We start from the raw sequence: 13,538 nt of genomic DNA on the forward strand, positions 1-13,538 counted from the left end.
TTTGCGGGCGATGAACCGCATGCACGACCTGAGTCCTGAGGCCAAAGTCAAAGGGCAAATCTTGCTGGATGGGGACAATATTTACGCTCCGGGTAAAGATGTGGTGGAAGTGCGCCGCAAAATTGGGATGGTTTTTCAAAAGCCCAACCCTTTTCCCAAATCCATTTTTGATAACATTGCCTTCGGACTCAAGATTGCGGGTGAAAACAATAAGGCCCGTTTACATGAAGTAGTAGAAAACACTTTAAAAGGTAGCTACTTATGGGAAGAAGTAAAGGATGATCTGGATAAATCCGCCCTCTCCCTCTCCGGTGGCCAGCAGCAGCGCCTGTGCATTGCCCGGGCAGTAGCAGTACAGCCTGAAGTATTACTCATGGACGAACCTTGCTCTGCGCTGGACCCCATCAGTACAGCTAAAATTGAAGCCTTGATGCTGGAGTTAAAAAAGGAATACACCATTGTCATTGTGACCCACAACATGCAACAGGCGCAACGGGTAGCGGATTTGACCGCGTTTATGTACTTCGGAGAGGTGATTGAGTTTGCCCCAACCAGGCAGCTGTTTGATGCGCCGCAGCAAGAGTTGACGGCGAATTATTTGAATGGGAATTTTGGGTAAAAAATAGTTGAATAAATTACCTTGCCCAGGCAACCCTTTGCCTCCAAATCCCATTATCCCTATAAAACCAACACTTGATTACCCAAGCCATCCTAGAGCAATGCCAACGTGGTGAAACCTCAGCCCAACGCAAAGTCTTTGCGGCTTACGGTGGAGTGTTGTTCAAAGTGGCCTGGCGATATCTACACGAGCGCATGGCCGCCGAAGACGCCGTGGCCCAAGCTTTCGCCAAAGCCTTCCAACAAATGCCCAAGTGCCGATTCGAATCCGTGGCTAAACTGGAAGCCTGGCTCCGTCGGATTGTGGTCAATGAAGCTTTGGGCATTTTGCGCGAGCGTTACAAATGGACTTGGGCTGAGTTGAGCGAATTGCCCCAGTACTCCACGGGTATTGAAGACCAATTGGACGACTTGAGTGCGGCTGAAATACTCAAGCTCATTGCCGCCTTGCCGCCTGGATACCGCGCCGTATTCAATCTGGCCGTTATTGAGGGGTACAGCCACCCGGAAATTGCCAAGCTGTTGGAGATTTCAGAAGGCACTTCCAAGTCGCAACTCAGCAAAGCCAAGGCTCTTTTACAAAGCAAGATCAAAAAACTATACTGGCATGATTTCCAAAAATGAGTTTTCGGAACCGCTCGCTAAGCGGCTGGAAGCCTCAGAGGCTGGTAATCTTTATCCAGCCTGGGAGGAAGAAAGGATGTGGGAGAAGGTCACTGAAAAAATGAATCCACCCCGAGGTTTGGTTTGGCCTTTGGTTGGCTTGATGGTGGTGCTGGCACTGCTTATTACAGGACTTTCTAGTGATCAAACTTCGACCGAAAACACTAAAGATAGCAGCCCTGAGAAAAGGCAACTTGATCGACAGCCCATCGCAGATGCAAGAGGCCGGGTTCATTTTATCGCAATTGAACCTGTGCTGAAACATAGACAGGAAAAACAGTTGAGCAAGCAAAAATCAACTCCGATCAAATGCATTGAGGAGCCCCTGGCAATCAATGCATTTGAACAGGATCTTCCTGCCATTTCAATACCTGATTCCAACACGATAATTTTCGCTTTTTTATGGGATCAAGGAATTTATACCGATGCAACCCAAGACGGGGCGAGTATTGATGTACAATGGGTTAAGGAGCAATCTTTTGACTTGCTTCGCCCTACTATGGATTCCACCAATTTTCCACATCACGTCATCAAACTAAAGACAACAAACTAATGAAAGCATTAATTTTTTGGACTTGTATGTTGCTCATGCTGCATACAGAGGGCGGAGCTATAAACCCTGCTTACCGCATCGAAGTGACTATTGCCGGGTTTTCTGGGCCGAAGCTTTACCTCGGCTACTACCTCGGCGACAAACAATACGTTCTGGATACCGCCGAGGCCATTGCTGCCAATACTTTTGTGTTTAGTGGTGCTCAGCCCCTCAAAACTGGCGTATACTTTGTAGCTCTTCCACCTAAAAATGATTTTTTCCAAATCCTGATTTCGCCCCAGGAGCAATCTTTTTCGATTCAAACAAACCAGGAAAAACTACAGGAGGCAGTCAAAATCGAAGGGAGTACAGAAAATGCGCTTATTTATGCCCACCTCCGTTACCTGCGAAAACAGCAAGGGAAAGCAGCAGCGATCGCTGAAATCATCAAACAGTCGGAAACAAAAAAAACGTCCCGAACTCAGGCCGAACTAAAGCAGCAGCAATTGAATACAAACGTAGCACAGGCTCAAAAAAAATGGGTGCAAAAAAATAAAGGCACTTATGCCGCTACCATTATCGGCGCGAATTTGCACCCAGTACCTCCACTTGAATCCTTTGCCAAATTGGATAGCCTCGAAAAGTCGCACCAACTTTGGATGTGGACCCGTCAGCATTACTTTGATTATTTGCCCCTGGGTGACTCTACCCTACTGCGAACGCCCTTTCTCTTTGAAAAAATCGACTACTTCATCCGCACATTGACACCGCAGCATCCAGACTCCATTTGTCGGGCAATCGATACAGTCCTGTATCAAATGAGCCAGGCTCCTGAAACTTTTCAGTTTTACCTCATCCACTTCCTTAACAGTTTTGCTGCTTCCAATTTTGTAGGAATGGATGCCGTTTATGTCCATTTGGTAGAAAAATATTACAACACGGGAAAAGCACCCTGGGTATCTGTGGATCAACTTGCAAAATTGAGCACCAATGCCAAAAAACTAAAACCCTTACTGATTGGTAAAATCGCACCAGACATCAGCCTCGAACGCAAGGGGCAGCGCACTCAATTGCATCAGATCCAGTCCCCTTATACCGTGCTCTTTTTTTGGCGTTACGATTGTAGCCACTGCACCGAATCTCTGCCAGCGTTGAAAAAATTTTATGAAAAATACGCCGCACAGGGCATCACCTTGGTGGCCATTTGTGTAAAACCGACTCAGGAACAGCCAAACTGTGCCAAATACCTCCAAGAAAACCAGATGCCTGAGTGGTTTAATGCTACTGATCCAAGTGGCAAATACTTTGGCTTGTACAACCTCGAAACCACCCCACAGGTCTACATTTTGGACCAACAGAAAGAAATTTTGTCCAAACAGATTCCAGCAGATCAACTGGAACTGGTGATGGACAAGATTATTGAGATGAATAAAAAGTCACGAAGCAAAGTTGAGTGAGGGATACTCAATGACATGTGAAAGGCAGAAGATCACGGCTTCCGCCCCACCAATCTTATCACCGCCGCTCTCCCCTGATGATAGGCCCCTTCATCCAGTTCCACTTCTTTTTCCTCCAACATCAGAATGTCGAGCTCCGCAAAATCCTCCCGGAGCTCGGCAGGAGCAAAGAGCATTTGGGGGTCGCGGGGGCCGCCAGAGTTGAACTGGATTTGATTTTTGTTGAATCCTTCCAAAATCAGCAGGCCGCCAGGTTTGAGAAAGGGTAATAAATGTTGGTGGCCAGCTCGGCGTAGGGGTTCGGGCAAATGCGCGAAGACCAGCGCTATCACATCAAACGAAGCAAGCGGGTAACTAAGCCCCAACCAATCACCAATCTGGTACTGAATGCTCACCCCTTTCTGTTCGGCCAGGTTTGTGGCTTTGGTGCAGCCCGCTTCACTTTGATCAAAAGCCTCTACCTCCCAGCCCAATTCGGCGGCGTACACGGCATTGCGGCCTTCACCCTCACAGGGGAGCAACAATTTGCCTGGTTTCAGTTGTGCCATTTGCTCGGCAAAAAAGGCATTGGGTTTTTCCCCATAGATGTATTCAGGCGCAGAAAAACGTTCGTCCCAGAATGATTTCATCATAAATTTAAAATGTCTATTTGGTAAAAAAAGTAATGCTCCACATGCCTCGCCAATCCCCATCGACATAGCCTATGGCCTGGTCTTGCGGGTAAAGTTGTTTGATGGCGGCATAGTGTTGTTCGTTGAGGGTTTCGCCGAGTTTGCCGTGGCATTTCAGGCAGGGTTGTGCCATGAAGATTGGTGCCGCAAAGGCAACCCGCTTTGGGTCCAGTTTTTTGACCACAGGTGCAGGCTTTTTGCCCTCCGCAAGCAAGCCTTGATACGCTTCCAGCACTTCTTTTTCCCAACCCTGGGCTACATCCTGCCTGTTGCGTACCTTCAGACTGGTGCGGCGAATATTGGCCTGATGCACATTGGAAAGGCTATCAATTAAAGGCAAGGCTGCAGCATTGCAGTATTTGACCGCATGGGGAATACCGCCTTGCTCTATTGCCGCCATCAGTCGGCCACTCAGGGCAGCAAAGGATTGTTGAGCCACCATTTGCCCCTTTTGGAGGTAGTCCTTTTGCTCTTTTTCGCTGAATTCAACTGTTTTTTGGGTAGTTGTGCAAGCACCGAGCAAAAGCAGGAAAGTACTCCCTGCGAGGACCCAAAATTTGAATTTGTGAGCTATTGCCATGAGGATTGATTTTATGGCACCAAAGTTTGTGCTTTTGGGGTCTGTTTTTGGTGATGTGGGTCACATCCATGGGCGTGATCCCACGGATTTTTCCCACGAATAAATTCGTGGGTTGGGATCATCGGTGGCCTCCCACGGATAAATCCATGGGTTGGCGGGGCACTTGCGGGAATGGAAGGCCAACACACCCACACTTTCACACAATCACACCCACACCCTATCTTTCTCATTTCTCCGTCACAGCTGTGCAGGTGCTTGAACAATTCCTGCTGCTTTTGTTACATTTGTAGCAAGTTAACAAAAATAAAGAATGGAAACTCTCCTCGATCACAAGCGTACTGTTTCGGCAGCACTTTTTACGGAGGCTAAAAAATTATTCCCGGGCGGCGTCAATTCGCCAGTACGGGCCTTCAAATCGGTTTTTGGCACCCCCATTTTTATCAAAAAAGGAGATGGTTGCCACATCTGGGATGAAGACAACCAGCAATACATCGATTTTTGTTGTTCCTGGGGGCCGCTGATTCTGGGCCATAATAATGCTTCAATTCGTGAGCACATTTACGCCGCAGTGGCTGAGGGCACTTCCTTTGGAGCCCCTACCCGACTGGAGGTAGAACTAGGCCAGTTGATTGTTGACAACCACCGCTACATCGAAAAATTGCGTTTTGTCAGTTCTGGCACCGAGGCGGTGATGTCGGCTTTGCGCCTGGCCCGTGGCGTTACAGGAAAGAGTAAGGTCATCAAATTTGAAGGCTGCTACCATGGGCATGTTGATTCCTTGCTGGTGAAAGCAGGCTCGGGTTTGATCACTTTTGGAGAAAGTACTTCAGCGGGTATCCCCGAGGCGTTTGCGCAGGAAACCATCGTGTTGCCACTCAACGATCGAGAAAAACTGGAAGAGACCCTCCAACTAGAAGGGCACAACATTGCTTGTATCATTGTGGAGCCTATCCCCGCGAACAATGGCTTATTACTGCAAGACCCTTCTTTTTTGGAATGCCTCCGTTTGAAGGCGTATAAGCACAACGTACTGCTTATTTTCGACGAGGTCATTTCAGGCTTCCGGGTAGGTTTTGAAGGGGCAGCTGGTTATTACGGCATTCAACCCGATATCCTCACTTTTGGCAAAATCATCGGCGGTGGAATGCCTGTGGGGGCGTATGCCGCCAGTGCTGAGCTCATGAGTAATATTGCCCCCGATGGGCCAGTGTACCAGGCGGGGACCTTATCCGGTAATCCGGTGGCTATGGCCGCAGGTTATGCGGCATTGAAACAATTGCTGGAGCCCGGCTTTTACGAAACCCTTGCCGCTAAAACTGCTGCTTTTGTAGGATCCATCCAGGATTATGCCAACAGTAAAGGATATCCCGTCACTTTTCCCCACATTGGATCCATTTTTTGGGTAGCTTTTGCCACTGAACGCATCATTGCCGCCGAACAAATTGATCCAAGCAGTATGAGTCATTTCAAAGTATTGCACCTGGAGTTGCTCAAACGGGGAGTGTATATGGGACCTTCTGGTTATGAAGTAGGCTTTGTCTCTTCTGCCCACAGCGATGCTGACCTGTCAGAGGCTGCCGAGCAATTTAAGGCTGCTTTGGATATCGTTTTTGGTTGAGAAGTTGAGGGGGTTGAGGAGTTGAGGCTGCCGCGAGCGTTCCGGTCACTGAGCGTAGCCGAAGTGTAAGGAAACCTGTGGTAGCCTCAACTCCTCAACCTCCCAACTTCTCAACTTCTCAACTGTAAATTCATGGAAAAACAAAACATTCGCATTCGCCTCCTCTCTTATCTTGTAATCGCTTACATGATTCTGGCCTTTTTTTGGTGGTCGATACTGTTGTTCAACAAAAACCGGGATGCATTTAGGGCCAAAAGTCAGTTGATGAAAATTGAGATGATTGATGAGGGAACAATCAACGATACCGCTCAATTTTTGGAAAGCGCGCAATATGCCAGTTTGTCCAAACACTACACCCGCCAGGAATGGATGATCGTTGGAGAAGCAATTGTGTTTGTAATTAGTTTGGTGCTGGGCGTATATTTTATCAACCGAGGCTACAACAAAGAAATGGTCGCTTCCCAACAAAGTCGGAATTTTTTGTTGTCCATCACCCATGAGCTTAAATCTCCCATTGCTTCGATTCGTTTGGTGCTGGAGACCCTGTTGAAGCGGGAATTACCGCGGGAAAAAACGACCCAATTGCAAGGCAATGCCCTCAAAGAGACCGAACGCCTCAACACCTTGGTCAACAACCTCCTCTTTTCGGCAAAACTCGAATCGACTTACCATGCGAACAAAGAGCCCCTCGACTTGCACGAGTTATTGGAAGAGATTATCACAAAACTAAGTGACAAATACCCCGATGCCTCCTTTACCTTCAAACAAGAGGGTGAAATGCCTTACTTTCAGGGAGACAAAATGGGAATGATCTCAGTGGCCCTCAACTTGTTGGAAAATGCCGTTAAGTACTCGGGCAATGGTGGCAAAGCCAATATCGAAGCACACTTGAGTATGCAAGGTGAAGGGCAAATCAAGCTAGAAATCAAAGACCAGGGTGTGGGTATTCCGGAAAAGGAAAAGAAACAAATTTTCCAGAAATTTTACCGGGTAGGTAATGAAGATACCCGTACAGCCAAGGGCACTGGACTGGGTTTGTACATCGTAGATCAAATTGTGCGGGCCCATTCCGGGCGAATCAGCGTTCACGATAACGTACCCAGGGGAAGCGTTTTTGAAATTCTCTTGCCTATTGCTTGAAATTAGCAGTATAAAAAAATCTATATATCCCAAGATTTTTGTAGTCTTGAGCACCCATTTTTCATTCTAAGGGGTGATAAAAAAATAAGTGATCATTTTGCCCCACTACTCAGCTAAAATTTTTACACCATGATGCGTATCCTCCTTGTTGAAGACGAAGAAAACATCCGCGAGGTAGTTAAACTAAACCTTGAGTTGGAAAACTTTGAGGTTGTAGCCACAGGTAACGGTAAAGATGCCATCCGTTATTTTCAAGAACAGCACTTTGACCTCATCATTCTGGACGTGATGCTACCGGAAATTGATGGTTTTCAAATTTGTGAACAAATTCGACTTACTGACATGGAGGTTCCGGTCATTTTCCTCACGGCCAAGGATGCTGTAGGTGATCGCATTTCGGGGCTCAAAAAAGGGGCCGACGACTACCTGACCAAACCCTTTGTGCTTGAAGAATTGCTGCTGCGCATCAACAACCTGATCAAAAGGACCAGTAAGTCGCCTGAAAACACTCCCGAAATTTTTGAATTCGGACCAAACCGCATCAATTTCGTCACCTTTGAAGCCGATGGTATTCTGGGGCGTTTTGTTTTGACCAAAAAAGAAGCCATGCTCTTAAAGTTGTTGATCGACCGCCGCAATGAGGTAGTGTCCCGTCAACAAATACTCCAATCCGTATGGGGCTACGATGTTTATCCCAGTACCCGTACCATCGATAACTTTATTCTTAAATTCCGACGCAACTTTGAAGGGGACTCCAAAAATCCACGCCATTTCCATTCCATCCGTGGGGTTGGGTACAAATTTGCCACATAAGTAGTTGGGCAAAAATGAAGTTGCGGTTAAAAAACCGTTTGCAGTTAGTTAGTGCATTTTTTACACTAATTACCCTCTCTTTATTTGGTTTTCCTAAAGAGGTTTTATACTTTGTTTGGCCAAACTGTACTGCAACAATTTTACCGAAGAAATGGCGACAAATTTTGACAATTACTTCAAATCGGCCTTCACCGTGGACAACGTTATTTTTGGTTTCGATGAAGGTGATTTAAAAGTTTTGCTGATTAAACGAGGAGAAGAACCACACATCGGAGAATGGGCCTTACCAGGCTATTTTGTAAAAACCGATGAAGATCTTGATGCTGCGGCAAAACGGGTTTTGTCAGAATTGACAGGGCTTACCAACGTATACTTGGAACAAGTACACACTTTTGGTTCGGTGAATCGCCACGCTTTTGGGCGCGTCATTACCATATCTTACTTTTCATTGATCAAAATTGACAATTATACCATTCAACCTTCTTCTATTGCCTTACAAGCGCAGTGGCATACAGTAAATGACTTGCAGCACCTGGCCTTTGACCACGACGCTATTTTGGAATCCTGCCTGCAGCGCTTGAAATGGTTGGTTAAAACCCGGCCGGTTGGCTTTGAATTGTTGCCGCCTAAATTTACCTTGACCGAGCTGCAACACCTGTATGAAGCCATCCTGCGTTGCCCACTGGACAAACGCAATTTCCGCAAAAAAATCCTGTCAATGAATTTGTTGGTAGACTGTGATGAGACGCAAGAGGGTGTTGCCCACCGGCCTGCCAAACTGTACAAATTTGACCGCAAGCGCTACAATAAATTGGTGGATCAGGGCTTCAATTTTGAGTTAAAGGAAACGCCTACCAAAAAAAAGAGAGCCGCAGAATTGAGCTAATTAACATTATTGACCCGAAGTTTATTAAAAAAGCACTTTTTGAGTAATAAAAGGACGAATTGCAGATTCTTTGAATAACTCAATTTAATTCGTGATATTTGTACGAACACCAAGTAAATATAAGGTGTTAAATCAACACTATATTGAAGACCATAGTCCAGTCTATAAAGCTTATGGCCAATGCGGAAAATATCTCTGGAAACCAAAACATTGTCATACAAAATGTACAAGACAGTACCATTACAGTCAATGTTAACGGTGAAATTCTTGAAATAGAAAGGAAATTAGAAGCCTTACTTGCTTTAATGCAATCCTGGCAAGCCTATGCAATTCAATCAGCCAATCGCATATATCAACCTGGAAGTATTTCAGTTGCCAATTTTGAATACATCCTTGGTCAAACGTTTACGGGAACGGCTTTACCTGCAGAATTGGTTCAATTCCTTGGTGGAGAGAGCAACAATTGGTTTCTGAGCTTAAAGCAGGAACTGCTTAAAATGGGCGTATCAGTAGGAAATAGAGCCCCTGTAATTTTTCAATACTATGGGTGGCTAATTGAAGCCTTTTTGCAGAAGATGGGGACTCCTGCTGGGCAAGAACGGACCCTGAGGCGTTTGGCTTTTATGGCAGAAGCCTTTCAGAGTTCATTGCGCTACTTGTGTTTTATTCAAGTTGCGCAATTGTTGAAAAATAAGAGCAGTTCATTTCATCCCACAGTTGCAGCTTTTTTGCAGATGAAAGAAAAAGAACACCGAAATTTTGACTATCTCAATCTGCTCATCATCAGCACTGAAATACTAGACGAAAACTTGGCTTTTGTAAAAGAAATAAAGCCATTTGTCCAAGAACTCTCTACACCTGCAACCGATTTATACTCTGCTGCAATTTTCTTAGACAAGCACCGTAATGATTTGATAGATGGCCTGGTACCCTCAGAGGGCGAAGTATTGGAAAAACTCCTCGATGAATATTTATCCGCATTAGCTTACTGGTTGCGTAAATTGGCCTTTTTAGCAAAGTACCGCTTGATTTCTATCAAGGATATCAATTTGAAATATCGTTTGGGCACGAGTAAAAACTTTGTCCACTCTTATGGAGAACTCCATGGCATTTACACCGAAAACTATTCAGATGGAGAAGATTACATTGCCTTTTCTGTCGAAAATGTATTTACTTACAACCAAAGTGTAATCCTGATAAAGGGCAGTAATATTGATGCCAGTTTAGAAAACCTTGAAGACTCAGAAAGCTACCTTTCTCTTTCACCTCTAATCATTGATCAAAGTGTTTTTGCAGAAAGACCAACTCAAACACCAGAAATCTATTATTACATTGGTCAAGCTGCTGCAGGTAGGCATTATCGATATGCTCAATACAAAAATGAACTAGCCTACCATAGCGTGGAAATCAGCTCCAACAAGGAGTTACTCGTAATGCCGCAAAACAACCTTCAGCCTAAGTTAAATGAGTTATTTGAGCAATTGGAGCAGTTACTACAACCGCTAAAAACTTCAAGGCCGTGAGTAAAACAACTTCCCCCTTCAAGTTTTTGGATGCCTACCAGCAAAAAGATCAGACCATTTTTTTTGGCCGTGAACAGGAAACCAATGCACTTTATCACGCCCTTAGTGGTGTAAAACATCTTTTGGTATATGGCCCATCCGGTGCGGGAAAATCCAGCTTGATCGAGTGTGGTTTACGCAATCAGTTTTCCGATGCAGATTGGTTTGCCTTGAGCATACGAAGAGGCAGCAATGTGGTGAGTTCCGTTTTTGCACGCATCAATGATTGTTTAGAGGAAAAATTTCAGTTAAACCCTGATTCCTCTCTTCCTCTTGATCCAGACCTGGATTTTGGCAAGATGATCGAACAACTTTTTGCCGAGCGTTACCAGCCTGTGTATTTGCTTTTTGATCAGTTTGAAGAATTACTCCTACTAGGAACAGAAGAGGAAAAAAAGGATTTTTTTACACGCCTAAATCTGCTAATTCGCTACCGGGTACCATGCCGCGTATTGTTGATCATGCGGGAGGAGTTTATTGGCCATTTATCTGAGTTCGAAGTACTATGCCCAAGTATTTTTCAATATCGGTTTCGGCTTGAAAAAATGGGACGCCAGGGTGTGAAGGAGGTCATTCAAAAAACCTTGGATGCTCCAGAGTATTTGCCCTATTTTTCAATTCAGGATAGTACCGTACTGTCAGAAGCGATTCTGGCCCGATTGCCGGATACTCAACGCGAGATTGAGCTTACCCATGTACAAGTATTTCTGAATGAGCTTTGGGAAAGAGCACAAGCTTTACAAACTAAAACTAACGCACCAGTGCCTGTAATGCATCGAGACCTGGTGCAGATTGACGATGATTTGGAGCGAGTCCTGAGTAGCTTTTTACGCAAACAGTTGTTGGCACTATCTGCTCAATACAAGCAAAATCAGCCAATGGAAGTATTGGCGGCAATGATTTCGGAACGGCACACCAAACTACAGATGAGTGAAGAATCAATTGCACAGGATTTGCAAGCAAAAGGTATCGACATCCCCGATCTGGGTCCCTTGCTCAGGGATTTGGTAGCTTGTCGTATTCTCCGCACCCTCAAGTCTGGACTCAATTTAAACTATGAAATCAGCCACGACCTGCTGGCCTCTGTTGTTGGCCAAAACCTAACCGAAGAGATGAAACTTCGGGAACGAGCCAGAGATGTTTACTCCGTGTACAGTGAAAAAAAAGGGCATTTGTCGCTCGAAGATTTGGAATACCTGCGCCCGTATAAAGCTTATTTGGTTTATCCAGAACCGTTACAGGCTCAAATTGAATTCAGTGAAAAACACTGGAAAGAGGAACAATTGAAACAGGAGAAAGAGCAACAAACCAGATTAAGACAATCTCAGCTACAGACTCGGATAGCTACAGGCCTCGCTTTATTTGCCGCTGTAGCGCTGGTCTTTGCTATAGTCCAATTTTTCCAAGTCAAAACAGCCAATAACACCATTTCCAATATTTATCTAGATGGGAAAATTCAAACGGCCCATACACTTAAGGTACAGGGTAAATACCAGGAGGCCATTAATATGTTGACTGATGCCCTAAAAATACCTGCTAATTTTTCAGATGCACGATTACATAAAATCAATACTTTAAAAAACAAATGGAGGCAATTGGCAATGTTGAAACAAACAGGATTGTCAAAAATCAAATTATTGAATTACAGTGATGCCATTCAGGATTTTCAAACCATGTATAAAATTGACCCTGATGAAACCATCAATACGCTAATTCAATCAACAAAAAAAGAACAGGAAGTCGCTTTTGAAAAAGCGATACAGGAAGGATTCGGAATGATCATATCAGGTCGAAAGGAAAAAGCGCGTATGGCATATGAAAAAGCCTTACGTATAAAACCCGGGCACCCTGAAGTGATTGAAAAACTTAAGCAGTTTAAAGACAGATAAAAAAGATATATTTTTATTGTAGGTTACAATTACATTATTAACTTTGTAAAGTACAATTCCTATCAAAGCATACTTGTTTTCTTGTGTACCAACCATTGGGTGTACTTGTTATTTTTAATCGAGTTTTGACAAATAAAAGTGACCTTATAAAAATTTTAATCCCTTAAACTACAGAATTTAAAACGATACCAAATGAAAGAGGGCATATTATTGCTTTTTTCTGTTGTGCTATTCACCTTTCCTGGCATGGGACAATACGATGCTTTGCTGCGATCGGATCTTGACTCGTTCCTGTTAGAACTTAAATCTCAAGAAGGTAAACTACAGATAAACTGGAAAGAATTAGCCCCTCAATCAGCTCTTACTCGCAAAGAATATCTGGACGTCCTGAAAATAGAACTTCAAGACGCTGATTTGATTATTTTATATAAACTTCCTTCTCCCGACAAACAACTTTACTACAAAGTTAAAGTGAATTTACAAACAGTTGATCGAGATTCAATAAATCCGCATGCGGAACGAGTCTTACAGGATTATGGAATCATTGAGGAAGGTTTTAAAAATGAAAAACGCATCATTTGGACCGATCTTACTGAAGATGTATTGTATTATGGAGGAATCTATCGGGTATACATTAGTGCAGAATTATGGGGCCAGGTAGACTGCAGCATATCCCGGCCAGCTTTTGGACTCAACCAACAGTGGCCTCATTATTTTGTAGCAGGAGCAGGATTCACTTTGTTAGGGGTAGGTCAATTTTATCGGCAACAACAACAAAAAGCCTATCAAAAATATGAGCAAGTGTGGCTTACTGGCAAGAATGCTGCCGAAGGAGAAGCGCCCTATAAAGATGCATTGGGTCATTATAACAATTCAAAGGCGTTGACTTATAGCGCTTGGGCCTTATTAGGGGCAAATTTGGCTTGGTCTGTTTTTCGCATTGTAAAAGTGAAAAAAAAGCAGGTGTTGTATGATAGATACTGCTCAGAAGGTACAACTACCGATGCGTGGAAAATTTCACCAATTATCCGGCCAGCTTCTAGCAGTATCGGCCTGAGATTGATCTGGTAATTAATTTTCAATAATTAATTATTATAAAACAAGGATTC

13 protein-coding genes are annotated in these 13,538 nt (G+C 44.3%); 11 read left to right on the forward strand and 2 right to left on the reverse strand.

Annotated elements, in window-relative coordinates:
• The 4 genes from SFV55_RS01960 to SFV55_RS01975 form a co-directional block, all read left to right on the forward strand.
• A partial coding sequence (locus SFV55_RS01960) for a phosphate ABC transporter ATP-binding protein (protein ID WP_320027767.1) occupies positions 1-619 on the forward strand: 619 nt, incomplete at its 5' end.
• Between the two features lie 74 nt (positions 620-693).
• Entirely contained in the window at positions 694-1,242 is a 549-nt protein-coding gene (locus tag SFV55_RS01965) for an RNA polymerase sigma factor (RefSeq protein WP_320027768.1), read from the forward strand.
• Complete coding sequence (locus SFV55_RS01970; RefSeq protein WP_320027769.1) at positions 1,226-1,834, forward strand: hypothetical protein; 609 nt, start codon at positions 1,226-1,228, stop codon at positions 1,832-1,834. The genes SFV55_RS01965 and SFV55_RS01970 overlap by 17 nt, the downstream gene beginning before the upstream one ends.
• On the forward strand, positions 1,834-3,270 hold the full coding sequence (locus SFV55_RS01975; protein WP_320027770.1) for a redoxin domain-containing protein: 1,437 nt from the start codon (positions 1,834-1,836) through the stop codon (positions 3,268-3,270). The genes SFV55_RS01970 and SFV55_RS01975 overlap by 1 nt, the downstream gene beginning before the upstream one ends.
• A gap of 32 nt (positions 3,271-3,302) precedes the next feature.
• On the opposite strand, the gene SFV55_RS01980 is transcribed toward SFV55_RS01975, so the two are convergent.
• Both SFV55_RS01980 and SFV55_RS01985 read right to left on the reverse strand, forming a co-directional pair.
• Complete coding sequence (locus SFV55_RS01980; RefSeq protein ID WP_320027771.1) at positions 3,303-3,902, reverse strand: class I SAM-dependent methyltransferase; 600 nt, start codon at positions 3,900-3,902, stop codon at positions 3,303-3,305.
• Between the two features lie 13 nt (positions 3,903-3,915).
• Positions 3,916-4,521: a DUF3365 domain-containing protein gene (locus SFV55_RS01985; RefSeq protein ID WP_320027772.1), complete on the reverse strand. Its 606-nt coding sequence runs from the start codon at positions 4,519-4,521 to the stop codon at positions 3,916-3,918.
• 310 nt (positions 4,522-4,831) lie between these two features.
• Here SFV55_RS01985 and hemL point away from each other — a divergent pair, with 310 nt between their 5' ends.
• The 7 genes from hemL (at position 4,832) to SFV55_RS02020 (ending at position 13,500) form a co-directional block, all read left to right on the forward strand.
• Positions 4,832-6,139 carry a glutamate-1-semialdehyde 2,1-aminomutase gene (hemL, locus tag SFV55_RS01990; RefSeq protein ID WP_320027773.1) on the forward strand — a complete coding sequence of 436 codons (1,308 nt, stop codon included), beginning with the start codon at positions 4,832-4,834 and terminating at the stop codon, positions 6,137-6,139.
• Between the two features lie 132 nt (positions 6,140-6,271).
• Complete coding sequence (locus SFV55_RS01995; protein WP_320027774.1) at positions 6,272-7,279, forward strand: sensor histidine kinase; 1,008 nt, start codon at positions 6,272-6,274, stop codon at positions 7,277-7,279.
• A 129-nt stretch (positions 7,280-7,408) separates the two neighbouring features.
• Complete coding sequence (locus SFV55_RS02000; protein ID WP_320027775.1) at positions 7,409-8,092, forward strand: response regulator transcription factor; 684 nt, start codon at positions 7,409-7,411, stop codon at positions 8,090-8,092.
• Positions 8,093-8,243: 151 nt separating this feature from the next.
• The gene (locus SFV55_RS02005) at positions 8,244-8,978 is read left to right on the forward strand and encodes an NUDIX hydrolase (RefSeq protein WP_320027776.1); all 735 of its coding nucleotides are present in this window, start codon (positions 8,244-8,246) and stop codon (positions 8,976-8,978) included.
• 143 nt (positions 8,979-9,121) lie between these two features.
• Positions 9,122-10,501 (forward strand): hypothetical protein, encoded by a 1,380-nt coding sequence (locus tag SFV55_RS02010; RefSeq protein ID WP_320027777.1) that lies wholly within the window; start codon positions 9,122-9,124, stop codon positions 10,499-10,501.
• The gene (locus tag SFV55_RS02015) at positions 10,498-12,429 is read left to right on the forward strand and encodes an ATP-binding protein (RefSeq protein WP_320027778.1); all 1,932 of its coding nucleotides are present in this window, start codon (positions 10,498-10,500) and stop codon (positions 12,427-12,429) included. The genes SFV55_RS02010 and SFV55_RS02015 overlap by 4 nt, the downstream gene beginning before the upstream one ends.
• 192 nt (positions 12,430-12,621) lie before the next feature.
• Entirely contained in the window at positions 12,622-13,500 is an 879-nt protein-coding gene (locus SFV55_RS02020) for a hypothetical protein (protein WP_320027779.1), read from the forward strand.
• Positions 13,501-13,538: the final 38 nt, after the last annotated feature.

Origin of the sequence: Haliscomenobacter sp. (assembly GCF_033763495.1) — a bacterium.
GTDB lineage: Bacteria > Bacteroidota > Bacteroidia > Chitinophagales > Saprospiraceae > Haliscomenobacter.

Bases quoted from the DNA above. Each gene is read 5' to 3' on its own strand.
- SFV55_RS01970 (WP_320027769.1), top strand. From the start codon at position 1,226: ATGATTTCCAAAAATGAGTTTTCGGAACCGCTCGCTAAGCGGCTGGAA.
- SFV55_RS01975 (WP_320027770.1), top strand. From the start codon at position 1,834: ATGAAAGCATTAATTTTTTGGACTTGTATGTTGCTCATGCTGCATACA.
- SFV55_RS01980 (WP_320027771.1), bottom strand. From the start codon at position 3,902: ATGATGAAATCATTCTGGGACGAACGTTTTTCTGCGCCTGAATACATC.
- SFV55_RS01985 (WP_320027772.1), bottom strand. From the start codon at position 4,521: ATGGCAATAGCTCACAAATTCAAATTTTGGGTCCTCGCAGGGAGTACT.
- hemL (WP_320027773.1), top strand. From the start codon at position 4,832: ATGGAAACTCTCCTCGATCACAAGCGTACTGTTTCGGCAGCACTTTTT.
- SFV55_RS01995 (WP_320027774.1), top strand. From the start codon at position 6,272: ATGGAAAAACAAAACATTCGCATTCGCCTCCTCTCTTATCTTGTAATC.
- SFV55_RS02000 (WP_320027775.1), top strand. From the start codon at position 7,409: ATGATGCGTATCCTCCTTGTTGAAGACGAAGAAAACATCCGCGAGGTA.
- SFV55_RS02005 (WP_320027776.1), top strand. From the start codon at position 8,244: ATGGCGACAAATTTTGACAATTACTTCAAATCGGCCTTCACCGTGGAC.
- SFV55_RS02020 (WP_320027779.1), top strand. From the start codon at position 12,622: ATGAAAGAGGGCATATTATTGCTTTTTTCTGTTGTGCTATTCACCTTT.